The sequence below is a fragment of the Paenisporosarcina sp. TG20 genome (genome assembly GCF_000286315.1).
Lineage (GTDB): Bacteria > Bacillota > Bacilli > Bacillales_A > Planococcaceae > Paenisporosarcina.
In genome coordinates this window covers 1-25,306 of sequence record NZ_ALJG01000329.1, presented here as the reverse complement: position 1 = coordinate 25,306, position 25,306 = coordinate 1, and the positions used below count along the sequence as shown (strand labels likewise).

Here is a 25,306-nt window from a genome sequence, read left to right as displayed (position 1 = left end):
CCATGCCGGCGGAACGCGTCCGCCTGGAACGGAAATCAACGGGTTCCATATAAAAAGCGAGTAAGTGAACAATATGTCGTTCACTTACTCGCTATGAAATCCTTTTGAGGACTTTTTCAGTGCCCTCGTAAGTATTACAAATATTCTTTCACTTATTATGAAGTTTTTAAGTTTTTAACTCCTAGAATGACTTGCGCTATGAAAGCTAGACCACAAAAAACGATAGCTATATAGCCAATCCAATCAAGAGGCACTAGCATAAACGATCGAATGAATAGTAAAGCCATCAGCAAAGCAATTGTAAAATTCACCAAGTATGTTTTATTTGTATGAGAAAACTTCTTCATAACAAAAAATACACCAATACCTGTTATGATAATTAAAATTGATAAGAAAGTTGCCAAGATTTATTCCCCTTTTTCTTATTACTATAACAGAAATAAACAATCGCCCAAATTAAATTGGACGATTGTTTATTTTATTCTATTTTTTCTTCAAGTTCTCGTTATATTCAACCCAGAAATCCGCATTTTTTATTCCTAGTTTAGTAGGATCAAAGACAGGATCTAAACCTGCTTTTTTCTGTGTTTCATAATCTTTCAGTGCAATAAGTGCTGGTTTTGCAATAATGAGTATCGCTATTAAGTTAAGCCATACCATTAATCCTAAACCAACATCACCTAAAGCCCACGCAAGACCCGCTTCACGAACTGTACCTAGGAAAGCAGTTACGATAATAACAATTTTCAATACGAAAATTCCAATCTTTTCTGCTCTTCCTTTTAATAGGTAAGCAACATTCGTTTCAGCCATGTAGTAGTAAGCCATGATTGTTGTAAAAGCAAAGAAGAATAAAGCAATCGCTACAAATCCAGCACCAATTCCTGTACCTGGCATTGCAAAGTCAATAGCAGCTTGTGTATAACCAGGACCTGCCTCTATACCAGAAAGTCCTTCATATACAAATTCACCATTCCCATCATCCAACTGTACATTGTACATACCAGTGAATAGGATCATGAAGGCTGTTGCCGAACAAACTAGTAAAGTATCAATATATACTGAAAATGCTTGAACAAGACCTTGTTTCACTGGGTGAGATACTTCCGCAGCAGCTGCTGCATGTGGTCCAGTTCCTTGTCCTGCTTCATTTGAATAAATACCACGTTTAACTCCCCAAGCAATTGCTGCACCAATCATCCCACCAAAAGTAGAATCAAAACCGAATGCGCTAGAGAAGATTAAAGATATAACACCTGGTAGCTCTGTAATATTCATACCAATAATAATAACTGCCATAATCATATAGGCAATAGCCATAAAAGGTACAACTACTTGAGCAACATGAGCAATACGTTTTACTCCACCAAGGATAATAATACCAAGAATAACTGCAATTACTGCACCCGTAATCCATCTAGGAAGAGCAAATGCATTTTCCATTCCGATGGCAATCGAGTTGGTTTGAATACCTGGCATTAAAATAGATAAAGCCAATAATGCAGCAAGTGCAAAAGTCACTCCATACCATTTCAAGCCAATTCCCTTTTCTATGTAGTAGGCTGGACCACCTCGATATTGTCCATTTTCTTTCACTTTATAAATTTGAGCTAAAGTAGACTCAATAAATGCTGAAGATGCTCCAATAAATGCAATCATCCACATCCAGAAGACAGCTCCTGGTCCACCAAATGCGATAGCTGTTGCCGTACCAGCAATATTACCAGTACCTACTCGTCCAGATAAAGCGATAGCTAGTGCTTGGAAGGAAGATACGCCTGCATCTGATTCTTTACCTTTAAATATTTGCTGCACCATATCCTTAACTAAACGAACTTGCAAAAATCTTGTAAGAATTGAAAATAAAAGTCCAACTGCTAAACACCCATAAATCATCCAAGGACCCCATAAAAAACTGTTAATATGCCCAATAAACTCTTCCATCTGTTTTCCCCCTTTTAACTAAAAATTTTATTATCACACAATTTACTATATTACAAAAAGTATATGTATACAAGATAATGCTTATTAATAAATGTCTTGACTTATTCAAATATTTAATATAAATATAAGTAGAAATAGATATAAATCATTACTTTTTTTCTAGTTTCAATTATTTTTTCCATGTATCTGCATTTTTAATTCCGAGCCTAATAGGATGAAACACAGGATCTTTTCCTCTTTTTTTCTGAGCCTCATAATCTCTTAAAGCAACTAATGCAGGTTTTACTAAAATGATTAAGGCAACAGAATTAAGCATTAACATGATTGCTAAACCCAAATCTCCCAGCGCCCATGCAAGCTTCGCACTTCTAATTGCTCCATAAAATGCTGAAAATAATAAAACAATTTTTAACAAGAAAACTGTGATTTTGTAATAAACCCCTTTTAACAAATAGGATACATTCACCTCAGCGATATAATAAAATGCCATCATTGCTGGAAAACCAAAAAAGAATAAAGAAATTGCTACGAAACCAGCGCCTTTTCCCGGTAATGCAGTATCTATTGCTGCTTGTGTATATGCTGGACCCGCCTCAACATCTGGTAAATTTTCAACAATAAACATACTTCCACTACCATCTGGTTGAACATTATACATTCCAGTCAACAAAATCATTAACGCGGTAGCAGTACAAATGAATAATGTATCAATGTAGACAGAAAATGCTTGGACAAGTCCTTGTTTTACTGGATGAGACACTTCAGCGGCCGCGGCGGCGTGTGCTCCTGATCCTTGGCCCGCTTCGTTAGAATATAAACTTCGTTTGACCCCCCAAATAATAGCGGACCCCATCATTCCTCCATAAGTCGCATCAAGGTTAAAAGCACTCCGAAAAATTAAAGATATTACGTCTGGTAAATCAGAGATATTGATGATAATGATACCTAATGCAAACAAAATATATATAATTCCGATAAATGGAACCACAACTTGCGCAACATTTGCAATCCGTTTCACTCCGCCAATAATAATAAAACCTAGAATAATAGTTATCGCTGTTCCTGTGACCCATGGTTCCAACCTAAAGGCATTTTCAACCCCAATAGCAATTGAGTTTGCCTGAATTCCTGGCAACAATAAAGCAGTTGCACAAATTGTTACCACTGCAAATAGACGAGCATACCATTTCCAACCAATTCCTTTTTCTATGTAGTAGGCAGGCCCTCCACGATATTGTCCATCTTGCTTCACTTTATAGATTTGGGCTAGTGTTGACTCAATAAATGCGCTAGAGGCCCCAATAAAAGCAATCGCACACATCCAGAAAATAGCACCAGGACCACCAAATGCAATAGCTGTCGCTGTACCAGCAATATTCCCAGTCCCTAAACGTCCTGACAAAGAGATTGACAATGCTTGAAATGAAGAAACACCTTCATCTGACTTTTCTCCTTTTCCAATTTGGACGAGCATGTCTTTAAACAAGCGAACTTGTAAGAACCTTGTTAAGAGTGTAAAGAATATACCTAGACCAAAATAGAAAGTAATCATCCATGGTCCCCACAAGTAGTCGTTAATACTTAAAATTATTTCTTCTATTTCAGTTCCTCCTACGTATCAATAAAACTAAACACTATAAGAAAAAGTATGTCTACAAAGTCTTAAATAGAAATAAATGGCTAATAAATCATTTTTCTCAACGATTTACTTTTAATAAACGCAAAAATCCGGGCAAATTGCACCCGGACATTTTAGGCATTGGTTCCAGTTTGCTTCAGACTGCAAAACTACTGCACCATAATCTCAAGACTGAAGGACCCTCTGGAATTAACGTTGTCATCTCCAGAAGGTCTCCATACAGACAATCTTGCTGTGGGTTTGATTCCCACGCGCCACTTTAACCATTGAGCATATCGTATTTTTGATTTGGGTCGACGTGTGACTGGACACTGAATTTATAGAGAGAAGCAGCCGAAGATACAATTTCGGCTTTTTTCTTCATTTTTTAAGGTTGGGTAGTTTTTTTACGTAACCCGGCATAAGAATCCGTTATCGCCAAATTGTTAGAAGTCACAATGATCTTCAAGTTAAGGATTTATAGCATGGAAAACCTTGAACTAATCGAATTAGCTAGAGCGCACCGTGTTAGTCTCCATATACTAAAAACACCATGAACACGGGGTTCATGGTACCTCAAATTTCTATACGTTCTTGATTTTTTATAAAAACAACAATTCATAGCATCTAGACAATATAGCCAATTGACCGTAAAACATTATTCATAAAGGATTCGGTATACAAAAATATATCATCGCGTTCAGGTTCATGAAACAAATCGTGAAAACAATTTTCCCATTCTTTATATTGAAGTTCAGAAAGATTCTGCTTTAGTAACCAATGTTTTGCATGTGACTGATTAGTTATCTTATCTCGCTCAGCTGTCATCATCAAAATAGGTAGGTTCTGAATACTTGCTTGCATTCCAGATGTTGCTTTCATTAGTTGTTGCAACTCACGATACCATTTCAATGTAATGGTAGTATTATAAAGATCATCATCTTTATCTTGTGTATAGACATCATAGTTTCTCGTCAGCTGTTTAATAGTCACAGGATGAGTGCTTTTTACATTATCCGTTAACTTTCCCATGTTCGATAAAGCACTCTTCATTTTTGATGGGTGAATTTGTAAATGCAACCAAGGAGAGGTTACTATTACCGCAGCACATTCAATCGATTTTTCTTGAAGTGCATGCATTAATAAGGTTGAACCTAATCCATGTCCCATTACAAATATCGGTAAGTTATATGAAAGAGACGCTCCTAATAATTGATCCACATATTCACTATATGACTTAAAACTTTCGTCATGTGCTCTTCTTTTTCGAGCAGCTTCTCCATGTCCTGGCAAGTCGCCCATTACAACATGAAAACCGGAACTTCTAAATTTTTCAATTAACCATGCATACCTACTATGATGCTCATACGCGCTATGTATAATTGCGATGACCGCTTTCGCTTGAACCTCAGCTTCCCATTTCCACATGAATATCGCTCCTTCATTCTTTCTCAGTACTAAGTGCTAACGACCTCTATCAGAATACTATTTACGGTGCTAACGTCACATTCTGCCAAACGTATTTCCTTAATCATCGTTTATGTTCTTCTTCTTTTGTATAATGGAATCATATTACTATAAGAAACGAGGTTTTTGTATGATTTACTCTTTTAAAGGTAAAACACCTATAATTGATCCATCTGTTTATATTGCTGATTATGTCACAATTAGCGGGGATGTGACAATCGGTCCAGAGTCAACAATTTGGTTCAACACAGTGATACGTGGGGACGTAAATGCAACACGTATAGGGAGCAAAGTAAGCATTCAGGATTTATGTTGTCTACATCAAAGCCCTTTAGCACCCTTAATTTTAGAGGATGAAGTTACAATTGGTCATCATGTAACATTACATAGTTGTACCATCCGAAAAGGAGCATTGATCGGAATGGGATCGATTATTCTAGATGGTGCTGAAATTGGCGAAGGTGCATTTATTGGAGCTGGTAGTTTAGTTCCTCCTGGAAAAGTGATACCTCCAGGGATGTTAGCGTTAGGCTCCCCAGCAAAGGTAGTTCGGGAATTAAATGATGAAGATAAGAAAGATATGGATCGTGTTATCAGGGAGTACGTGGAGAAAGGACAAATTTATAAAAGCATGCAAGAAGTTAAATAGAGATGTAGTTATTGAATAGTAGGGGATTAGGTCAAACTCTATTTTTTTCTAAATAAAAAGCTGTTTCAGAAATTATCTGAAACAGCTTTTATTTTATCTATTTGCTTTTTCTTTCAAAGCATCCGCTTTGTCTGTTTTTTCCCATGATAAATCTATATCTGTACGGCCAAAGTGTCCGTAAGCAGCAGTCTGCTTATAAATCGGTCTACGAAGATCTAACATTTTTATAATTCCGGCTGGACGTAAGTCGAATAATTCACGAACTAACTCGACTAGCTTAGATTCTGCTACTGTACCGGTACCAAACGTATCAATAGCAATTGAAACAGGTTGCGCTACACCGATTGCATATGCAAGTTGTACTTCTACACGGTCAGCAAGTCCTGCTGCTACAATATTTTTTGCTACATAGCGTGCAGCGTATGCAGCTGAACGATCCACTTTAGTTGGATCCTTACCAGAAAATGCACCACCACCGTGACGTGCATATCCGCCGTATGTATCAACGATAATTTTACGTCCAGTTAATCCAGCATCGCCTTGTGGTCCACCAATTACAAAACGGCCAGTAGGATTTATAAAGTATTTTGTATTTTCATCAATTAGTTCTGAAGGTACTACAGGATTAATAACGAATTCTTTAATGTTGCGTTGAATCTGTTCAAGTGTTACTTCTGGGTGATGTTGTGTTGAAATAACGATTGTGTCAATACGTAAAGGTTTATTATTTTCGTCGTATTCAACTGTTACTTGTGTTTTACCGTCAGGACGTAAGTATGGAAGGATTTCTTCTTTACGAACTTCTGCCAAACGGCGTGCTAATTTATGAGCCATACTAATAGGAAGAGGCATTAATTCAGGTGTTTCATTACAAGCATAACCAAACATTAAACCTTGGTCTCCTGCTCCAATTGCATCAATGTCTGATTCAGTCATTGACCCTTCACGAGCTTCAAGTGCTTGGTTAACACCCATCGCAATATCAGCAGATTGTTCATCAATTGCAGTAAGAACTGCAGAAGTCTCTGAGTCAAAACCATATTTTGCACGTGTATAGCCAATTTCACGAACTGTTTGACGTACAACCTTTTGAATATCCACATAAGCAGAAGTTGTGATTTCACCTGCAACAAGTACTAGACCTGTTGTAACTGTAGTTTCACAAGCTACACGTGCGTTTGGATCGTCAGTTAAAATTGCATCTAAAATAGCATCTGAGATTTGATCACAAATTTTATCTGGATGCCCTTCTGTTACTGATTCTGATGTAAACAGACGACGATTTGTCATTTACTATTTCCTCCTATATCCTTCGAGATTGCTCTCGGAAAATTCAAACGGTACTCATTTCCCATGCTAAGCCTCATCCAGATCCAGTTTATTTAAACCTTCTGCCTTATCAGGCCTCTGCACACGAGGATAAAGGGAGATGTCTTAAAGAAATTCCTTTCTCACGGAACATGAGAAAGATCAGAATTCTAAGCACCTTTAACTCTTATCATCCAAGGAATTCACCTTGGTTCAGGTTCAGCACCTTTGCCAATTACTACTTGTTAGATAACTGCAGGTTGCCGGGTTTCATCGGGCCTGAACCCTCCACCATCTCGGGATAAGAGTATCCGTTCAATTTTAAATCATAATAAACAAAACATGTTATGTCAAACATTTTAGGTCTTATAAATTAACAACATTTTAAGGCAATTTAATTAGGCTATTAGTGTAGTTTATTAAGCGAAATGTGTTATACTAATGGTCGAATGATTTCACACCCCAATAAAAGGGAATACATGAAAAAGGAAGGTACATATACATGAATTCAGTGAACACTGTTAATAAGCTGAACGAATTGTTAAATGGTCAAAACGTGCATATACAGCTTTCTGTACCACAGTTAGTAGAAAAAGCAGTATCACGTGGAGAAGCTGTCTTAACATCAACTGGTGCTCTAAAGGCGGAGACTGGAAAGTATACAGGTCGTTCTCCTAAAGATAAGTATGTAGTTGAAGAAGCCATTTCAAAAGATAAGATTAATTGGGGTGCAGTAAACCAACCGATATCTCACGAAGTTTTCTCCTCTTTATATAGTAAGGTTCTTGACTATTTAAACACAAAAGAAGAGTTATTTGTCTTTAAAGGCTTTGCAGGCGCAGATAAAGAATCTCGTCTTTCATTTCAAGTAATAAATGAATATGCATGGCATAATCTATTTTCCCACCAATTATTTATTCGTCCTACTGCAGAGGAGTTAGCTTCTCATGAGTCTGAATTCACAATTGTTTCTGCTCCAACCTTTAAAGCAAACCCTGCCGTAGATGGAACAGCGTCTGAAACATTTATCATTATATCAATGGAAGAACGCATCATTTTAATTGGCGGTACAGAGTATGCTGGTGAAATTAAGAAATCTATTTTCTCTATCATGAATTATTTACTTCCAGAAAAAGGTATTTTATCTATGCATTGTTCTTCTAATGTTAGTGAAAATGGCGATGTTGCTTTATTCTTCGGTTTATCAGGAACCGGAAAAACGACTTTATCTGCTGATCCAAATCGCAAATTAATTGGTGACGATGAGCACGGATGGTCAGATAATGGCGTATTTAACATTGAAGGTGGCTGCTATGCAAAAGCAATCAACCTAACTCGTGAAAATGAGCCGCAAATTTTCGATGCAATTCAATTTGGATCTGTATTAGAAAACGTCGTGGTAGATCCTAAAACAGGCTTGGCTGACTACAATGATATTTCATTAACTGAAAATACTCGTGCAGCTTACCCATTACAAGCAATTGATAATATCGTTAAAACTTCAGTAGGCGGTCACCCAAACACAATTATTTTCTTAACAGCTGACGCTTTTGGCATATTACCTCCCATCAGTAAGTTAACGAAAGAACAAGCAATGTATCACTTCTTAAGTGGTTTCACATCGAAACTTGCAGGAACAGAACGTGGCATTACTTCTCCACAAGTAACATTCTCAGCTTGTTTTGGCTCTCCTTTCCTTCCTTTACCTGCGACTGTTTATGCAGAAATGTTAGGGAAGAAGATTGACGAACATAGTCCTCAAGTGTTCTTAGTGAACACAGGTTGGACTGGTGGCGAGTATGGTGTTGGTAGCCGTATGAAACTTTCTTATACACGTGCAATGGTTCGTGCTGCATTAGAAGGTAAATTAGACAATGTAGAAACAGATCGAGGTTCTGTATTTGGTCTAGCTATTCCTAAACAGGTGCCAGGAGTACCTGATAGCGTGTTAAATCCACGTGATGCATGGCCTGACGTTGAAGCATATGATATAAAAGCAAAAGAATTAGCTAGTCAATTCCGTGAAAATTTCAAGAAATTTGGATCAGTTGCTCAGGATATCGTTTCTAAAGGCGGGCCTATTAACTTGAACTAATTAGAAAGGACTTGCACTTATGTGCAGGTCCTTTTTATATTCTCTATAAAATATGAAACAGAATGACTTTCCTTGAAATTCAGAATAATGAACTTGAATTGTTGCTTTATATTTTTTTATCATCTACCTTGAAGTTTCATCCAATTCGTTAAATCATGAACTGTTTGCATATTGGTTTTCATTGGGAAATAATGTGTGAATTCTTTAAAATACCAAGATTCAAAAACTTTACCTTCTTTAACAAGCGCTTCTTCTAACCGAATTGCGTGCTCAAAACTAACGTTAAGGTCTTTTTTGCCATGGATAATTAATAGAGCTGCGTTAATATCCTTAATATGTGGTAAAGGTTGACGTTTATCATATTCTGGTCGTGCACTATTTGGACTTCCACCAATAACCCTTTTCATCATACGCCTCATATCGTTTCTTTCTTCATAAGTAAGGACCACATCTGACACCCCCGACCATGTCACGACTGAAACAATATCCTTTCTCAAAATCGCAGTCCATAATCCCATGATACCCCCACGAGAAAATGCGAATATATGTATTCGATCAACCGTTAGAAACTGTTTTAAGACGTCTACACCGTTCACAGCGTCATAACAATCTTCCCCAGCAAATTCATCACGTCCTTCCCCTCCTCGATTTCCACGATAATAAGGAGCAAACACAACAAACCCTTGTCCTGCAAACTGAGTAATACGAGCTGGACGAACCATTCCGATGTTTTGAATACCACCTCTTAAATAAAGTATACCTTCATGGTTACCTAGCTTTACTGGCTCAGCAAGAAGTCCTTTAACACGATACCCACATGACCAATATACTATTTCTGTTAAACGTACATTTGGATTGGGACTTGGATAATCACGTTTTTGTTCAATCGTTCCATCTATTTTCATTTAACATCACCTGCTCCAACATTTTTCGCATACCTTCATCTTTCATATGGAAACTAAGACTAGTTGATTTAAAAAGTTGTGGGTACGTTAACCAGACTGGTCCTTCTGTTTCAAAATAGTCAACTCTTGTATCAATAGATTCAACAGTTGAACGAAATACAACTTTACAAAAGGGCTTTACATCATGCACCATATATTCAGCAAACCATTCAAGATTTGCGAGTCTAGCACCTGTCTCTTCATATGTTTCCCGCTTTGCTGCCTGTTCTAATGTTTCGTTAGTGTCTACTTTACCTCCAGGAAATTCAAGACCTCTACTTGGATGTTTTGTAAGCAACCATTTGTCATTGTCATTAGCTATTACAAGCACGTGTTTAGTAGGAATTGAGAAGGAACTTTTTTCAAAAGATAATGTTACTTTTATTCCATGTTGATCTATAAAATAAAACATGCCTTCTACACTCCTTTCAAATAGTGTAGCTAAGGCATGTAAAGCATTCAACTATAATATGGCATAGTCTCAATTTGTTTTTTCGCTTCCTCATTACCGTACTCATGAATTAGGGCATACACCTTTTTCAATCTTATATCTACCTCATCATTTTCAGGGTCCAAATGATATGGGACATATGGGGTATGCGCTCGCCAGAATCCTCTCCATTCATATTGATCTTGTTGATCAAATAATTGGTCAAGAACTGATAAAACTTCTGGTTCAGCCTCTATTTCAAACTCCCAAGGTGAATCGTCTGGATGATAATAATAACGATGGTTACTTACCGAAACAAATATTTTCGACATTTTTCCAACCCCTTTTTTACTAGCATGTCACCCTAAAATAATTTCATGCATGGGATATAAATTGAATTTAAAAAGTAACACAAAATTCTTTCATGTCAATCGAACCAGACTTTATTAAGTCGATCTAATAGAGGAGAAGTTAAATTATAATTTGAATTCCTTCGTGTGATAGGAACTGAATGGGATTTCGTTGCAACTTTTGAAATTTCGTTGCAACTTTTGCGATTTGGTTGCAACTTTCATGATTTCGTTGCAACTAACCAATTTCCTCCTAATTTTCACGCGGTTTCTTTTACAAAAAACATAGCCGTACGAATGCGTGGGCTGACTAATTATGGTTTGTTATATTGATTTTTCACTCACAGGAATAGTATTTTCTGTGTTTAATCAAATTTTCATTGTGAGATTGGGACTGAATGGTATTTGGTTGCAACTTTTGCAATTTGGTTGCAACTAACCAATTTCCTCCTAATTTTCACGCGATTTCTTGTATAAAAAACATGCCCTGCGTATGAACGTGGGCTGACTAAATATGGTTTGTTATATTGATTTTTCACTCACAGGAATAGTGTTTTCTATGTTTAATCAAATTTTCATTGTGAGATTGGGACTAAATGATTTTTCGTTGCAACTTTTGCGATTTCGTTGCAACTTTCATGATTTCGTTGCAACTTTTGCGATTTCGTTGCAACTAACCAATTTCCTCCTAATTTTCACGCGATTTCTTGTATAAAAAACATGCCCTGCGTATGAACGTGGGCTGACTAATTATGGTTTGTTATATTTATTTTTCAATCACAGGAATAGTGTTTTCTGTGTTTAATCAAATTTTCATCGTGAGATAGGGACTGAATGGTATTTCGTTGCAACTTTTTCGATTTGGTTGCAACTTTCATGATTTCGTTGCAACTTTCTCGATTTGGTTGCAACTAACCAATTTCCTCCTAATTTTCACGCGGTTTCTTTTACAAAAAACATAGCCGTACGAATGCGTGGGCTGACTAATTATGGTTTGTTATATTGATTTTTCACTCACAGGAATAGTATTTTCTGTGTTTAATCAAATTTTCATTGTGAGATTGGGACTGAATGGTATTTGGTTGCAACTTTTGCAATTTGGTTGCAACTTTCGCGATTTCGTTGCAACTTTCTCGATTTGGTTGCAACTAACCAATTTCCTCCTAATTTACATACGATTTCTTTCATTAAAAAAGGCAAATTCCTAAAAGGAATTTGCCCACTCTATTATTTATTTGTATCACCTAAGAAGGCATTTAGCATCCATTGATGTTTTTCTATTGACTGATAAACTGCATTTAGTAAATCTACCGTCATATCATCTTCATCTTTTGTTGCTTCATCCATCCCTTTTTTTAAGGATTTCATGATGATGTTGAAATCTTCAACTACAGCTTCAACCATTTGATCAGTAGTTTCTTTTCCAGTCGCTTCTATTACATCAGACAACTCCAAATGCTCTTTTAACGTTGCTACTGGTTTTCCTCCAAGTGTTAATAGACGCTCCGCAATTTCATCCATATGAATCGTTGCTTCGTTATATAGTTCTTCAAACTTTGCGTGTAAGGTAAAGAATTGTGGTCCTTTTACATACCAATGGTAATTATGTAATTTAGTATACAAGACCGACCAAGTTGCAACTTGATTGTTCAGTTCCTTATTTAATGATTCTGACATAAATTCTTCACTCTCCTAAGTTTATTTAAAGGTCTATACTTTCAATTTACCACTAAAGTCCTTACAATAAACCTAGTATGTGAAGTGGAGTGAAATATATGTCTTTATGGATACTGTTAATGGTAGCTATATTTAGTGTGTTTGGAATGGCTTTAATGTTGTTTGTTACTAAAAAAAATTCATCTTCTAACAATAGCTCAGTTGATACATTACAAGAAAAAACATTTAAACGAGATGAACTTTCATGAAAATCATTATAATTGGAGTTTTTCGCTTTTATCAGAAATTTATTTCTCCATTAAAACCACCTAGTTGTCGATTTTATCCAACATGTTCCCATTATGGTGTTGAAGCAGTCGAAAAACATGGAGCACTCAAAGGAATCTACTTAGCGGTTAAACGAATCCTGAGTTGCCATCCATTTAATAAAGGCGGTTATGATCCCGTTCCTGTTGAGTGGTCGGAAAGAAACAATACCTTAAAAAAGAAATGAAAGACTTTTCAAAGTGAGATAACCTCTATTTACTATATTTTTAACCAAATACTAGGTTAAAAATTTCAAAAACCTTATAGATTCACTTCCAAAAATGACTTTTTGATAAAAAAGTCATTTTTTTGCTTGCATTTTGATCTTATAGATTGTATGCTAATAACTGTATTTAAATCGTAACGATTACATTTTGGGGGAATCAATCATGAAGAAATTAATTCTAATTAGTTTAGTGACTTTATTAGCTATATACACCGCAGCATGTGGTACTGACAATACAACAACTAATTCAACTAAAGAGCAGAATCAGGAAACTTTAACTGTTTATACAACAGTCTACCCACTGACCTACTTTACTGAACGAATCGGTGGTAACCTAGTTAATGTTAAATCAGTATACCCTGCAGGTTCTAACGAGCATACATTTGATCCAACACAAAAAGATATGATGGCTTTAGCTGAAGCAGACTTATTTTTTTATATTGGACTAGGACTAGAAGGATTTGTTGAAAATGCTAAAAAGACGTTGGCTACGGAATCCGTCACACTGATCTCAACTGCAGATTCTGTATCTGACAAAGATTTAAACGTTGGTACATCTGAAGAAGAAAATCACGATGATGCTCATGCTGAAGAAAGCACTGAAGAAAGCCATGATGAACATGCTCACGATGAAGAAAGCACTGAAGAAGAGCATGCTACTGAAGAAGGCCACGATGAACATGCTCACTCTGAAGATAGCACTGAAGAAGAGCATGCTACTGAAGAAGGCCACGATGAACATGCTCACTCTGAAGAAAGCACTGAAGAAGAGCATGCTACTGAAGAAGAAGGTCACAATGATGAACATGCTCACGATGAAGAAAGCACTGAAGCAGAAAGTCACGATGATCATGCCCATGGAGAAATCGATTATCACCTTTGGATTTCACCACAAATTAGTGTGAGTCTTGCTACTTCAATAAAAGATTCATTAATTGAGAAAGACTCAGAAAATAAAGCAACTTATACAGAAAACTATGATGCATTAGTACAAGATCTTGAACAATTGGATGCAGACTTCAAAGAGATGGCGAATGCTTCTAAAAATAAAACATTTTTTGTTTCTCATTCAGCTTTTGGTTACTTAGCTGAACCATACGGTCTTGAACAAGTAGCAGTTGCAGGATTAAACTCTCAAAATGAACCATCTCAAAAAGAATTAACTGAACTTGTAGAACTAGCAAAAGATAAGAATATCAAAACAATCTTATTTGAACAAAATGTCTCTTCCAAGCTAACAAAAGTGATTCAAAACGAAATTGGCGCAGATGCATTATCAATGCATAATTTAGGTGTCTTAACACAACAAGACATAGATAATAAAGAGACCTATTTCACCTTAATGGAGCAAAACTTAGAGACCTTAAAGAAGGCGCTAGACTCTTCTAATTAAAGAACAAACCACAGATTGAAACACAGTCTGTGGTTTTTTTATGGATTAAATTGTTTAGTTCTCAATACGTACTGGTTAATTATCTCATGACTCCATTTCACTCCAACACCTGGTTCGCTTGGTAGCTGAATCTCTCCCTTGTGTACATTAATAGATGGAGCAGCTAAATCTTTATTCCAAAAGTGTGAAGATGAACTAAAATCGCCTGGGAACTTAACTCCAGGCAACGAAGCGAAGGCTAAATTAAAAGCCTTTGATACGCCAAACTCAATCATTCCTCCCACCCAAATTGGGATATCCTTCTTTACACAATATTCATGAATCCGAAGAGCATTTGAAAGCCCTCCTACTCTACCTTGTTTCATGACAATTATTTTCCCGGATCTTCTTTCTATCATATCTTCAACATCCTGAAAACTAGAAATACTTTCATCCAACGCAAAAGGTGTATTCATTATTTTTTGAGCTTCTGCTGAAACGACATTATGTAGTTCTGAAAAAGGTTGCTCAATCAAGGTGAAACCACATTCGTCAAAATTCTGTAACAGGTGCATTGTCTGTTCTGTAAATGCTCCATTCGCATCAGCAAAAAATAACATTTGCGGATAATGTGCAATCATTTTTTTTAATTGCTTAGGATTTGATGTTTGTGAGATTTTAATTTTAATACGTTTATAGCCTTTTTCCACCGCAATCTCTATTTCCTCATACATTTCTTCGTTGTTTGCAGTAGCGACGACAATACCCGCTTCAATCGGTTTTGACTCTCCCCCTATTACTTGCCATAGAGGTTGATTTAACTTTTTGGCATAGATGTCCCATATCGCATGATTAACAGTAGATTTAGCCATATGATTTCGCTTAACTGATGATAAACAACTATCGAGTTCATCAGGATGTGAGAATGTTTGGTTTAAAATTGCTGGAATTATCCACTTTTCAAGCGTTTGCCATACTGTGTCAACGGTTTCTTCAGTGTACCAAGGTGAAGAAAATGCTACGCACTCTCCGACACCGCTAAAGCCTTCTGAATCCAATACTTCGATAAGTATACTTTCTCGTTCTTTAACTTGTTGTAGATGCGTTGAGAAAGGTTTCTTAAGAGGCACCCGCACGTGGTATAACATTACTTGTTTGATTTGGATGCTAACCACGTCCTCAACTCTCTTCTTAGTAATTTATTTGAAGCATTTCTTGGCATTTCATTTATTTGATGTAGAATTTTCGGTATTTTATATGACGCTAATTTTGATTGCAAAAAGTTTTGTAAAGAACTTATTGAAATTTCTACATCACTGACAATAAAGGCAACAGGTACTTGTCCCCAGGTTTCATCATCCATACCACATACTCCCGCTTCTCGTATCATGGGATGTTGTAAAATCGCATTCTCAACTTCTGCTGGATAAATGTTCTCACCACCAGAAATAATTAAATCAGAACGACGGTCGACCACATATAAGTAACCCTCATCATCAAAATATCCAATATCACCTGTAAACAACCACCCGTGTTCTTGAGAAGACGTACTTTCATAGTGACCAATATAACCAGGGGTCACATGTCCCCCACGAATACAAATTTCTCCTTCATCAAAGGGTTTTTTTCCGCCTTCGATGCGAATAAAACTTAAATATAACGGTTTTCCGGATGAACCCAACTTTCTAAATGCATCCTCAGGAGCAAGGGTGGCTGTTTGGGAGGCTGTTTCAGTCATTCCATACGTTTGAAGTATTGGAATTCCCCGAGCAATGGCTCTTTCTAAATAATTACTTGGCACGGGACCTCCCCCCACCAACATCGTAAGCATCCGAGAAGACACGTTTACATCTCGCTTTTCTAATTCCCGTAAGATTCTATCTAACATAACAGATACGACAGACATTCGAGTGATGGATCCATTGACTAAATCATCTACTACCGGTACCAAATCAAACTTTTCGTAAAGCTTAACTTCCATTCCATACAACACAGAACGGATGACTATTGACAATCCACTTATATGAAAAATTGGCATGGCGCAAAGCCATGTATCATCGGGTTGAATGCCTATATTAAATGCAGAGGCAGTAGCGTTTGTCGTATGATTCAAAACTGTTTGTCTAACACCTTTTGGGCGACCTGATGTACCAGAAGTATACATAATGGACACTGTTCGGTTAAGCGGCCATTCTTCCTCCACACTGTAAGGTCCTGATGTCTGCTCAGACAGTTTTTCCAGAGTCATTACTTTGTTCGTAGAAACTCTGTCTTGATAAACTTCCGCGGTGAGTACTAGAATGGGTTGTGCATCTTCAATTTGATAAGTCAATTCTTCATCAGATAATCGTTCATTTAATAATACGATTTCACATCCCAATTGCCAGCACGCATGAATTGCTACTATTAGTTGAGAGTTTGATGGTGAAAGAATGGCAATTCGATCTCCATAATTTATACCTGAGAACTTCATCTTCCCTGCAGTATCCTTGACCTCATCAAACAGTTGTAAAAAAGTCCAAGATTTATCCTTAAATCTTAAAGCCAATCGATTTGGTGTCATTTTAACACGTTGCATTAACCAGTTTGGATACATATTTAACCCACCTTAAGAAAAAGCTGTCCTTTTAAAAAGGACAGCTTGTGAAATGTTGGTATCAAGGGAAACGAGGGAACTGACCAAAATCAGGTTTGCGTTTCTCTTTAAAGGCATCTCGGCCTTCCTTTGCTTCATCTGTTGTGTAATAAAGAAGTGTAGCATCACCAGCTAATTGTTGTAGACCTGCTAAACCATCAGTATCTGCATTCATTGCTGCTTTTAAGAAACGCAGTGCTGTAGGAGACATGGAAAGCATTTCTTCACACCATTGCACCGTTTCGTCCTCTAATTGCGCATAAGGGACAACTGTATTGACTAAGCCCATGTCAAGGGCTGCTTGTGCGTCATATTGACGGCATAAATACCAAATTTCACGTGCTTTTTTATGTCCGATAATACGAGCAAGATAACCTGAACCATAGCCCGCATCAAATGATCCAACTTTAGGTCCCGTTTGACCAAAAATTGCATTGTCTGCAGCAATTGTTAAATCACATACGACGTGAAGTACATGTCCACCGCCTATAGCATAACCAGCTACCATTGCAACGACTGGTTTAGGTATTACACGTATCAAACGTTGTAAGTCCAAAACATTCAAACGTGGAATTTCATCTTCCCCTACATATCCACCATGCCCTCGAACAGATTGATCTCCTCCGGAACAGAATGCTTTCTCTCCCTCACCTGTTAGCACAATAACCCCAACTTTAGAATCGTCTCTTGCATAAGTGAATGCTTCAAGTAATTCTTTAACTGTCTTTGGTCTAAAAGCATTGCGAACTTCTGGACGGTTAATCGTGATTTTAGCAATTCCATTATAAGTCTCATATTTAATATCTTCATATGTACGTTCTGTTACCCATTGACGTGTCATAATTGACCCTCCTCTAAATTCCATCTATCACTTGCTCCCTTATTATTGTAGCAAACTGAACGGGATTTTCCACATGTATTGCATGTCCTACGGTCAAAACTTGAATATGTTGGCTATTTGACAAACTTTTTTTCATTTGTTGTGCAATTAAATTAAACTTTTGATCAAATTCCCCTGTAACAAGTGTCACTGGTATTTTCAATTGTTTTAACTGTAACCAATAAGACGGTTGATTTCCAGTTCCAATACCCCTTAGACTATTTGCCAACCCTAATGGTGACTGCAGTAAGCGTTCTTGTCTGATAGCTAGTCGTTTCCATTCAGACAATTTTTCTTGGGAATGAAATAAAGATATATCTTGCCAGTAATCAATAAATTTTGAAATGCCTTCAATTTCTATCTTTCCCGCTAATCTTTCATCAGCTTTTACGCGAGCTTGTTGTTCTACTAATGACGCTAAGCCTGGAGAAGCACTCTCCAGGATTAAATGAATAATATGTTCCGGATACTTGAGCGCATAGGCAAGTGCAATGCGTCCCCCCATAGAATAGCCAACTAGCGAAAACGTAGTGACTTGAAGCAAACCAAACAAAGTATGTAAATCGAGTAACTGTTCGTTCATTTGATAACGATTTGGACTTTTTGGTGATTCACTTTTACCATGACCTAGTAAATCCACTGCAATACAACGAATAGTCTTGGGCAAGTCTTCAATTATCGGTTCCCAAGTCATTGTGCTGCCAGTAAAACCATGTAAAAAGACAATCGTATCAACTGCTTCTCTATTGGTTATTGTACAACCAACTTCCACACCTCGGACTTTGAGTATCAGTTGTTCCATATTCGGTCCAACTCTTCAGTAATGCCTGTCCATAAATGACGGTGTGCTATTACGTTGTCGTGACGATTTGTTTTCACTTCAATAATTCGTAAATCCTTTTGTTTGGCGGTAGTTAAAGCGTTTTGAAAGTCTTGCTTCGATTCCACATAAAAATATTCAGCTTGATACATATTGGCAATTGCTTCAAACGTTAAACCTGTCGGGGTACCAAATAACTTTTCAAAATATATTTCTTCTGATGCCTGTGGCAAATAAGAAAAAATTCCTCCTCCATCATTATTCATTACGACAATGGTTAGGTCTGTCTCATGAAAACGAGAAACCAACAAACCATTAGTATCATGTAAGAAAGAGATATCTCCAATTAATAAAGTAGCAGGTCGGTTTCTAGCACGCTGTATGCCTAATGCCGTGGAAACCACACCATCAATTCCGTTCGTTCCACGGTTTGCATAGATAGCAATATCTTTAGTTGTTTGACTAAAAAACGTATCCACATCACGTATTGGCATACTACTTCCAGAAATTAAATCATGCCCATCTGGTATATGTTTGATTAACGTTCCTACCAAAGCACCTTCGTCTTGTTGATCTTCAATATAGTATTCAACATGCTGTTTCGAGAGGGAATTCGCTTGTGTCCAGATGCTGAGTGTTTCATTGGTCTGTATATCAAACATTTCTTTCCAAAACACCTGTGAACTTGAATGAATATGGTGAGTTACAACTCCTAAAGAATCTCTGAATAGTGGATCTTCATCAACAGCCATATAAACTCTAGGTCTAGATACTTTTAAGAAAATTGATAGGGGTTTCGATACTGGTTGAGCACCAAAACGAATTACTACATCTGGGTTCACAGCCTCTTTAAAGTTTTCACTCTTTAAAAGCGCATCATACTGGTCTATCAACAAGTGTTGACAATCTTCTGGAACGCCCGAACGAAGTTGTGATAGTGCATCAGCTAAGACTGGCCACTGAATTGATTTAGCAAAAATCCAAAACTTCTCTTTAGAAAAACTTTTAGATAGTTCACCTACTATCAGGAAACCTCTCTTCGTATATCGAATGGTTTCTTCTACCCAATCAACTGTCGTTTGAGGTGCTATGATAGCACCAGGTATTGAGCTTGTATAAGTAGATGATTTTATTTTGTAGTCGAAATCGAGTAATAAAGGCTCTCTAAACGGGATATTTATATGGATTGGACCCATAGGTGCTGACATTGCCAAAGTAACTGCTCTGCCTGTATGACGCTCAACAAAAGGAGTTGTTTCTTTGTTTCCATCAGCTAAGGGATAATCTACACTCCATTTCACATGATTACCATACATTTGAACCTGATCAATTGCTTGTGGAGCTCCTACTTCCCTTAACTCGTGAGGACGATCAGCTGTTAAAACAATAAGTGGAATTCTTGCATAGTGTGCTTCAACAATAGCTGGGAAATAATTCGCTGCTGCAGTGCCAGATGTGCATAGTAGGAGTACTGGACTATTTTTCACTTTGGCCATTCCTAAAGCAAAAAAACCAGCTGAACGTTCATCAATTTGCATATATATATTGAATTCTTTTGTTAGACTAAACCCGTATGCTAGTGGAGTTGATCTTGACCCTGGGCTAATCACAACATCTTTAACACCTGCCCGAAGAAAGGATTGTACAATGGTATGAACATATTCAGTTAGATTTTGACTATTATCCATTTAACTTTCCTCCTAGAGTCCTTAACATTGGTCTGAATTTCACTAATGTTTCAGCGTACTCTGATATAGGATCTGATTCGGCTACAATCCCACCACCAGCATATAGATAGGCATTTTGCTTGTTTAATAAGGCAGAACGAATAGCAACAGCAAACTCTCCATTACCTACAGCATCAATCCATCCAACAGGTGAAGCATAATAACCACGATTCATTTGCTCAACCATTCTAATGATTGCCATTGCATCTCCGCGTGGTTCTCCACCTAATGCGGGTGTTGGATGTAGGTCTTTGACTAGATTCAAAAGACCTTGTTCTTTCTGCAATTGACCTTCTACAGGTGTATATAAATGTTGTATATCTCGAATTTTCATTAATTTGGGATATTTGGGTACTTTAACATCATCGCAATATCGTGTGAATACATCGGTAATCATATCTACTACATATTGATGTTCTTCACGGTTTTTAGCATCATGCAATAGATCATATCCTAATTGCTGATCTTCTATTGCTGTTTGACCACGTTTAACAGAACCTGCTAAGCAAGTAGATAGTGCTCTTTTATTTTCTACTTTAACTAATCGTTCTGGAGTAGCGCCAAAGAAAAGATTGTCAGCTAGCTCTAAACCAAACACAAAACTTTCTGGTTGCTCTTTGGAGACGTGATAAATGGCAGAAGGTGAACTAACCTTTTCAGTAAAAGTTAAGGCTAATGAACGGGCAATAACGACTTTCTGAGCTTCACCCGTATGTATTAACTTAGTGACATGCGAAACCGCATCCATATACAATTCTTTAAAGCGTTCTTCCATGGTTGAAATATGTGGTTTTGCATATGTCTTTAATTCTTTTACTTGCGCTGTATGGATCAAGGTATCACGTTCTGTTCTCATTTGATCAAAACGATTTTGTGAGTCTTTTTCATTCGTTATCAAGTGAATACTGATAAAAACTCGATCATCACGGATCACTAGTTGAAATGAAGGCACAGCAAAATAGGCTGATGGAAACATGTCCCACTCAGAAGATAACTTATTTATAGGGTCAAACGAAAACCCACCAAATAGAATAGGTTGTAATTCATGTTCTTCATTTACTATTTTATAACAAAGTTCTTTCCATTGCTTATCTACATCCTCAAAGCGCTTGTGCTCTAAAGAGCTTGTAATCACGTGGGCATGACCAAGTCCTACTAATGTAAATGTTTTTTCACGGTTTTGCCAATAAAATCGTTTACCTTTATATAACTCCCCTGCTTCAAAAAATGCAATTGAGGATAGTCGACTCATCTCGATAGTTTCTGTATAAAAATGTACGTCCAAAGGAAGTTCTTGGACTGCCTGTTCTGTGGATGTAAATGACTTACGAATCATCCAATTTCCCTCCGTAAATAGGACTTCACTAAAATGTGAAAATCCTTAATGTCCTACCTTCTATCATACCTCTTTATTTAGGATTCAGCATCACAAAAGCAAAAACAATCTACCTATAACTAAATTGATGAAGTACAATGGAAGAGGTGAAAAAAGAATAAGGAGCGAATATTAAATGTCACACAATTTAAAAGCTGATACTGGTTGGCGTATATGGTGGCAGTTAACACGACCACATACGTTAACAGCATCATTTGTCCCCGTATTTTTGGGGACAATGATTGCCATATCTACTACAGATATACACTGGCCTTTATTCTTCGCAATGTTATTTGCAAGTATGCTCATCCAAGCAGCTACAAATATGTTTAATGAGTATTATGATTTTGCAAGAGGTCTTGATAATGATAAATCAGTTGGAATTGGTGGAGCCATCGTGAGAAACGGTGTTAAACCAAAAACAGTTATGCAACTGGCATTATTGCTTTATTTCATTTCTATATTATTAGGTATATATATATGTATACAAACCACTTGGCTACTAGCTGTTGTCGGTGCCGTTTCAATGGCAATTGGCTATTTATACACAGGAGGTCCATATCCAATTGCTTATACGCCTTTTGGTGAATTATTCTCAGGTATTTTTATGGGGATGCTTATTGTATTAATTGCTTTCTTTATTCAAAGCGGTGAGATAACGATCCTTGCTCTGCTACTTTCTATTCCAAGTATGTTACTTGTTGCTGCAATTATGCTTTCAAACAATATTCGGGATTTGGTTGGAGATAAAGAAAGTGGTCGTAAGACAATGGCTATCTTAATAGGGCGTAAACGAGCAATTGACGTGCTGATCGGATTATTTAGCGTTTCGTATATATGGATTATCGCTTTAGTAATTCTTGGTGTTATTACACCATGGGCTCTTCTCGTTTTATTAAGCATAAAAAAACCCTTAAGTGCAATTACTGTTTTTAAGATGAAAGAACATTCATTTGAAGTAATGCCAGCAATGAAAGATACTGCGTTAACAAACACAATCTTTGGTTTCTTACTCGGTGTGGCATTATTAATTGAATATATACTCCTATAATTAGAGAAAACCACAAGAACTCGAAGAGAGCTCTTGTGGTTTTCTTTTTGTATGTCATTATATCTGAAATCAAACTGTAATGGCCTCACTCTATGATGAAGATCTAATCGAAAAGAAATTACTATGATTCCCCATAATTCGACATTTGCCCATAAAAAAACACGCTATCCCGAAGATAGCGCATCTTTTTAAATGACCCCTACGGGATTCGAACCCGTGTTACCGCCGTGAAAGGGCGGTGTCTTAACCGCTTGACCAAGGGGCCTATCTGGCGGAGAAGGAGGGATTTGAACCCTCGCGCCGGTCACCCGACCTACACCCTTAGCAGGGGCGCCTCTTCAGCCGCTTGAGTACTTCCCCAGATTGGCTCCGAAGGTAGGACTCGAACCTACGACCATCGCATTAACAGTGCGGTGCTCTACCAACTGAGCTACTTCGGAATGGTGGGCCTAAATGGACTCGAACCATCGACCTCACGCTTATCAGGCGTGCGCTCTAACCAGCTGAGCTATAGGCCCACAAATAAATAAATTGGAGCGGGTGAAGAGAATCGAACTCTCATCATCAGCTTGGAAGGCTGAGGTTTTACCACTAAACTACACCCGCATAAATGGTGGCTCAGGACGGAATCGAACCGCCGACACAAGGATTTTCAGTCCTTTGCTCTACCGACTGAGCTACTGAGCCACATTCAAATTGTACTAAGCTGCGAATCTCTTTGTCAGCGTCATTCGTTCGTTCAGTCACGTACGTTAGTACGCTCCATCACTTACTCATTTTGCTTCCTCGACCTTCTTTGCTTATTCCAATTCTTAATACTTCATAAAAATGGCGGTCCCGACCGGGATCGAACCGGCGATCTCCTGCGTGACAGGCAGGCATGTTAACCGCTACACCACGGGACCATTTGGTTGCGGGGGCAGGATTTGAACCTGCGACCTTTGGGTTATGAGCCCAACGAGCTACCGAACTGCTCCACCCCGCGATAATATTATTATGTTATAAACTTTTTTGATACTTGTAGCACTCACTTAGTAAAAATGGAGGAGGTAGAGGGATTCGAACCCCCGCGGGATTTAACTCCCCTGTCGGTTTTCAAGACCGATCCCTTCAGCCGAACTTGGGTATACCTCCAAGATATTATAAGTGGTGGACCTTGCAGGACTCGAACCTGCGACCGGACGGTTATGAGCCGTCTGCTCTAACCAACTGAGCTAAAGGTCCTAAATAATGGCGGCCGAGGGGATCGAACCCCCGACCTCACGGGTATGAACCGTACGCTCTAGCCAGCTGAGCTAGGCCGCCATGATTTTTATGAATTAAATTTGGTGGAGCCTAGCGGGATCGAACCGCTGACCTCCTGCGTGCAAGGCAGGCGCTCTCCCAGCTGAGCTAAGGCCCCTTAAAAGGGGTAAAAAAACTGGTCGGGAAGACAGGATTCGAACCTGCGACCCCTTGGTCCCAAACCAAGTGCTCTACCAAGCTGAGCTACTTCCCGAAATGAAAAATTATGGCGCGCCCGGCAGGAGTCGAACCCACAACCTTCTGATCCGTAGTCAGACGCTCTATCCAATTGAGCTACGGGCGCTAAATATACTGTTTTATAAAGATGGTGCCGAGGACCGGAATCGAACCGGTACGGTAGTCACCTACCGCAGGATTTTAAGTCCTGTGCGTCTGCCAGTTCCGCCACCCCGGCAATTGTGAATCTATGGAGCGGAAGACGAGGTTCGAACTCGCGACCCCCACCTTGGCAAGGTGGTGTTCTACCACTGAACTACTTCCGCTCGTATTAAATTTTATAAATGGTGCGGGTGAAGGGAGTCGAACCCCCACGCCTTACGGCGCTAGATCCTAAGTCTAGTGCGTCTGCCAGTTCCGCCACACCCGCTACTTAGTTATGAAAATGGTGAGCCATGTAGGATTCGAACCTACGACCCTCTGATTAAAAGTCAGATGCTCTACCAACTGAGCTAATGGCTCTTAAGAAAGTGGTGCCGGCGAGAGGAGTCGAACCCCCGACCTACTGATTACAAGTCAGTTGCTCTACCAACTGAGCTACACCGGCACGTTATACAAAAAATATGGTGGAGGATGACGGGCTCGAACCGCCGACCCTCTGCTTGTAAGGCAGATGCTCTCCCAGCTGAGCTAATCCTCCAAATAAATCGCCCAGCGACGTCCTACTCTCACAGGGGGAGATCCCCCAACTACCATCGGCGCTAAAGAGCTTAACTTCCGTGTTCGGGATGGGAACGGGTGTGACCTCTTTGCCATTATCACTGGACTGGGTATTCAATTTTTAAGACAAGATTTATTATATCAAGTCTCACGATAATTACAAGTGTTTTTTAGAAATAAATTTCTTTTATTCACTCAAAACTGGATAAACGGGTCATTGAAAACCACTCAATTTGTTTGGTTAAGTCCTC

At 38.2% G+C, this 25,306-nt stretch carries 21 protein-coding genes, 20 tRNA genes, 1 rRNA gene and 1 riboswitch; of the genes, 6 read left to right on the top strand and 36 right to left on the bottom strand.

The window, feature by feature from the left end:
• Positions 1-155: 155 nt before the first annotated feature.
• The 4 genes from B371_RS0113950 to B371_RS0113935 all read right to left on the bottom strand — a co-directional run bounded on the left by B371_RS0113950 (position 156) and on the right by B371_RS0113935 (position 4,990).
• Entirely contained in the window at positions 156-404 is a 249-nt protein-coding gene (locus tag B371_RS0113950; RefSeq protein WP_019414927.1) for a hypothetical protein, read from the bottom strand.
• A gap of 79 nt (positions 405-483) precedes the next feature.
• Positions 484-1,944, bottom strand: coding sequence for a sodium:alanine symporter family protein (locus tag B371_RS0113945; protein WP_019414926.1), 1,461 nt, complete (start codon positions 1,942-1,944; stop codon positions 484-486).
• A 169-nt stretch (positions 1,945-2,113) separates the two neighbouring features.
• Entirely contained in the window at positions 2,114-3,544 is a 1,431-nt protein-coding gene (locus tag B371_RS0113940) for a sodium:alanine symporter family protein (protein ID WP_026023074.1), read from the bottom strand.
• A 645-nt stretch (positions 3,545-4,189) separates the two neighbouring features.
• Positions 4,190-4,990 (bottom strand): alpha/beta hydrolase, encoded by an 801-nt coding sequence (locus tag B371_RS0113935; RefSeq protein ID WP_019414924.1) that lies wholly within the window; start codon positions 4,988-4,990, stop codon positions 4,190-4,192.
• Between the two features lie 169 nt (positions 4,991-5,159).
• Here B371_RS0113935 and B371_RS0113930 point away from each other — a divergent pair, with 169 nt between their 5' ends.
• Entirely contained in the window at positions 5,160-5,678 is a 519-nt protein-coding gene (locus tag B371_RS0113930) for a gamma carbonic anhydrase family protein (protein WP_019414923.1), read from the top strand.
• Between the two features lie 93 nt (positions 5,679-5,771).
• Here B371_RS0113930 and metK read toward each other — a convergent pair whose 3' ends face one another.
• Entirely contained in the window at positions 5,772-6,968 is a 1,197-nt protein-coding gene (gene metK, locus B371_RS0113925; RefSeq protein WP_019414922.1) for a methionine adenosyltransferase, read from the bottom strand.
• A 202-nt stretch (positions 6,969-7,170) separates the two neighbouring features.
• Positions 7,171-7,294: riboswitch (SAM riboswitch) on the bottom strand.
• Positions 7,295-7,488: 194 nt separating this feature from the next.
• Here metK and pckA point away from each other — a divergent pair.
• Entirely contained in the window at positions 7,489-9,081 is a 1,593-nt protein-coding gene (pckA, locus tag B371_RS0113920; protein WP_019414921.1) for a phosphoenolpyruvate carboxykinase (ATP), read from the top strand.
• A gap of 119 nt (positions 9,082-9,200) precedes the next feature.
• On the opposite strand, the gene B371_RS0113915 is transcribed toward pckA, so the two are convergent.
• The 4 genes from B371_RS0113915 to B371_RS0113895 all read right to left on the bottom strand — a co-directional run bounded on the left by B371_RS0113915 (position 9,201) and on the right by B371_RS0113895 (position 12,482).
• A complete protein-coding gene (locus B371_RS0113915) occupies positions 9,201-9,986 on the bottom strand; it encodes a S9 family peptidase (RefSeq protein ID WP_019414920.1) in 786 nt (261 codons plus the stop codon).
• The gene (locus B371_RS0113910) at positions 9,964-10,437 is read right to left on the bottom strand and encodes an NUDIX domain-containing protein (RefSeq protein ID WP_026023073.1); all 474 of its coding nucleotides are present in this window, start codon (positions 10,435-10,437) and stop codon (positions 9,964-9,966) included. Before B371_RS0113910 ends, B371_RS0113915 begins: the two co-directional genes overlap by 23 nt.
• Before the next feature lie 47 nt (positions 10,438-10,484).
• A complete protein-coding gene (locus tag B371_RS0113905; protein ID WP_019414918.1) occupies positions 10,485-10,787 on the bottom strand; it encodes a hypothetical protein in 303 nt (100 codons plus the stop codon).
• A 1,245-nt stretch (positions 10,788-12,032) separates the two neighbouring features.
• Complete coding sequence (locus B371_RS0113895; protein ID WP_019414916.1) at positions 12,033-12,482, bottom strand: Dps family protein; 450 nt, start codon at positions 12,480-12,482, stop codon at positions 12,033-12,035.
• A 98-nt stretch (positions 12,483-12,580) separates the two neighbouring features.
• Here B371_RS0113895 and B371_RS23810 point away from each other — a divergent pair, with 98 nt between their 5' ends.
• The 3 genes from B371_RS23810 (at position 12,581) to B371_RS0113880 (ending at position 14,407) form a co-directional block, all read left to right on the top strand.
• On the top strand, positions 12,581-12,730 hold the full coding sequence (locus B371_RS23810) for a hypothetical protein (protein ID WP_019414915.1): 150 nt from the start codon (positions 12,581-12,583) through the stop codon (positions 12,728-12,730).
• Complete coding sequence (yidD, locus tag B371_RS0113885) at positions 12,727-12,975, top strand: membrane protein insertion efficiency factor YidD (RefSeq protein ID WP_019414914.1); 249 nt, start codon at positions 12,727-12,729, stop codon at positions 12,973-12,975. The genes B371_RS23810 and yidD overlap by 4 nt, the downstream gene beginning before the upstream one ends.
• 202 nt (positions 12,976-13,177) lie before the next feature.
• Complete coding sequence (locus B371_RS0113880) at positions 13,178-14,407, top strand: metal ABC transporter solute-binding protein, Zn/Mn family (protein WP_019414913.1); 1,230 nt, start codon at positions 13,178-13,180, stop codon at positions 14,405-14,407.
• A gap of 38 nt (positions 14,408-14,445) precedes the next feature.
• On the opposite strand, the gene menC is transcribed toward B371_RS0113880, so the two are convergent.
• The 6 genes from menC to B371_RS0113850 all read right to left on the bottom strand — a co-directional run bounded on the left by menC (position 14,446) and on the right by B371_RS0113850 (position 21,784).
• Positions 14,446-15,561 (bottom strand): o-succinylbenzoate synthase, encoded by a 1,116-nt coding sequence (gene menC, locus B371_RS0113875; protein WP_019414912.1) that lies wholly within the window; start codon positions 15,559-15,561, stop codon positions 14,446-14,448.
• A complete protein-coding gene (locus tag B371_RS0113870) occupies positions 15,534-16,982 on the bottom strand; it encodes an o-succinylbenzoate--CoA ligase (protein ID WP_019414911.1) in 1,449 nt (482 codons plus the stop codon). The genes menC and B371_RS0113870 overlap by 28 nt, the downstream gene beginning before the upstream one ends.
• A 61-nt stretch (positions 16,983-17,043) precedes the next feature.
• Positions 17,044-17,862: a 1,4-dihydroxy-2-naphthoyl-CoA synthase gene (gene menB / locus B371_RS0113865; RefSeq protein WP_019414910.1), complete on the bottom strand. Its 819-nt coding sequence runs from the start codon at positions 17,860-17,862 to the stop codon at positions 17,044-17,046.
• Positions 17,863-17,875: 13 nt separating this feature from the next.
• Positions 17,876-18,703, bottom strand: coding sequence for a 2-succinyl-6-hydroxy-2,4-cyclohexadiene-1-carboxylate synthase (menH, locus tag B371_RS0113860; RefSeq protein ID WP_019414909.1), 828 nt, complete (start codon positions 18,701-18,703; stop codon positions 17,876-17,878).
• Entirely contained in the window at positions 18,691-20,409 is a 1,719-nt protein-coding gene (gene menD, locus B371_RS0113855; RefSeq protein ID WP_019414908.1) for a 2-succinyl-5-enolpyruvyl-6-hydroxy-3-cyclohexene-1-carboxylic-acid synthase, read from the bottom strand. The genes menH and menD overlap by 13 nt, the downstream gene beginning before the upstream one ends.
• Complete coding sequence (locus tag B371_RS0113850; RefSeq protein WP_019414907.1) at positions 20,402-21,784, bottom strand: isochorismate synthase MenF; 1,383 nt, start codon at positions 21,782-21,784, stop codon at positions 20,402-20,404. The genes menD and B371_RS0113850 overlap by 8 nt, the downstream gene beginning before the upstream one ends.
• A gap of 175 nt (positions 21,785-21,959) precedes the next feature.
• Here B371_RS0113850 and B371_RS0113845 point away from each other — a divergent pair, with 175 nt between their 5' ends.
• On the top strand, positions 21,960-22,874 hold the full coding sequence (locus B371_RS0113845) for a 1,4-dihydroxy-2-naphthoate polyprenyltransferase (RefSeq protein WP_019414906.1): 915 nt from the start codon (positions 21,960-21,962) through the stop codon (positions 22,872-22,874).
• A 193-nt stretch (positions 22,875-23,067) separates the two neighbouring features.
• Here B371_RS0113845 and B371_RS0113840 read toward each other — a convergent pair.
• The 21 genes from B371_RS0113840 to rrf all read right to left on the bottom strand — a co-directional run bounded on the left by B371_RS0113840 (position 23,068) and on the right by rrf (position 25,161).
• Positions 23,068-23,139 (bottom strand) — tRNA-Glu (locus B371_RS0113840).
• A gap of 4 nt (positions 23,140-23,143) precedes the next feature.
• Positions 23,144-23,234, bottom strand: a tRNA-Ser gene (locus B371_RS0113835).
• A gap of 4 nt (positions 23,235-23,238) precedes the next feature.
• A tRNA-Asn gene (locus B371_RS0113830) sits at positions 23,239-23,314 on the bottom strand.
• A gap of 1 nt (position 23,315) precedes the next feature.
• A tRNA-Ile gene (locus B371_RS0113825) sits at positions 23,316-23,392 on the bottom strand.
• A 14-nt stretch (positions 23,393-23,406) separates the two neighbouring features.
• Positions 23,407-23,480: transfer RNA gene (locus tag B371_RS0113820), tRNA-Gly, on the bottom strand.
• A 5-nt stretch (positions 23,481-23,485) separates the two neighbouring features.
• Positions 23,486-23,561 (bottom strand) — tRNA-Phe (locus B371_RS0113815).
• 142 nt (positions 23,562-23,703) lie between these two features.
• Positions 23,704-23,779, bottom strand: a tRNA-Asp gene (locus B371_RS0113810).
• A gap of 3 nt (positions 23,780-23,782) precedes the next feature.
• A tRNA-Met gene (locus tag B371_RS0113805) sits at positions 23,783-23,859 on the bottom strand.
• 56 nt (positions 23,860-23,915) lie between these two features.
• Positions 23,916-24,008 (bottom strand) — tRNA-Ser (locus tag B371_RS0113800).
• A 13-nt stretch (positions 24,009-24,021) separates the two neighbouring features.
• Positions 24,022-24,098 (bottom strand) — tRNA-Ile (locus B371_RS0113795).
• A 7-nt stretch (positions 24,099-24,105) separates the two neighbouring features.
• Positions 24,106-24,179 (bottom strand) — tRNA-Met (locus B371_RS0113790).
• A 21-nt stretch (positions 24,180-24,200) separates the two neighbouring features.
• Positions 24,201-24,276, bottom strand: a tRNA-Ala gene (locus B371_RS0113785).
• Between the two features lie 19 nt (positions 24,277-24,295).
• Positions 24,296-24,372 (bottom strand) — tRNA-Pro (locus B371_RS0113780).
• Between the two features lie 13 nt (positions 24,373-24,385).
• Positions 24,386-24,462: transfer RNA gene (locus tag B371_RS0113775), tRNA-Arg, on the bottom strand.
• 22 nt (positions 24,463-24,484) lie between these two features.
• Positions 24,485-24,573, bottom strand: a tRNA-Leu gene (locus tag B371_RS0113770).
• 13 nt (positions 24,574-24,586) lie between these two features.
• Positions 24,587-24,661: transfer RNA gene (locus B371_RS0113765), tRNA-Gly, on the bottom strand.
• Between the two features lie 19 nt (positions 24,662-24,680).
• Positions 24,681-24,765 (bottom strand) — tRNA-Leu (locus B371_RS0113760).
• A gap of 16 nt (positions 24,766-24,781) precedes the next feature.
• Positions 24,782-24,857, bottom strand: a tRNA-Lys gene (locus B371_RS0113755).
• Positions 24,858-24,866: 9 nt separating this feature from the next.
• Positions 24,867-24,942, bottom strand: a tRNA-Thr gene (locus tag B371_RS0113750).
• Between the two features lie 17 nt (positions 24,943-24,959).
• Positions 24,960-25,035 (bottom strand) — tRNA-Val (locus tag B371_RS0113745).
• Positions 25,036-25,044: 9 nt separating this feature from the next.
• Positions 25,045-25,161: ribosomal RNA gene (gene rrf, locus B371_RS0113740) — 5S ribosomal RNA — on the bottom strand.
• Between the last annotated feature and the right edge of the window lie 145 nt (positions 25,162-25,306).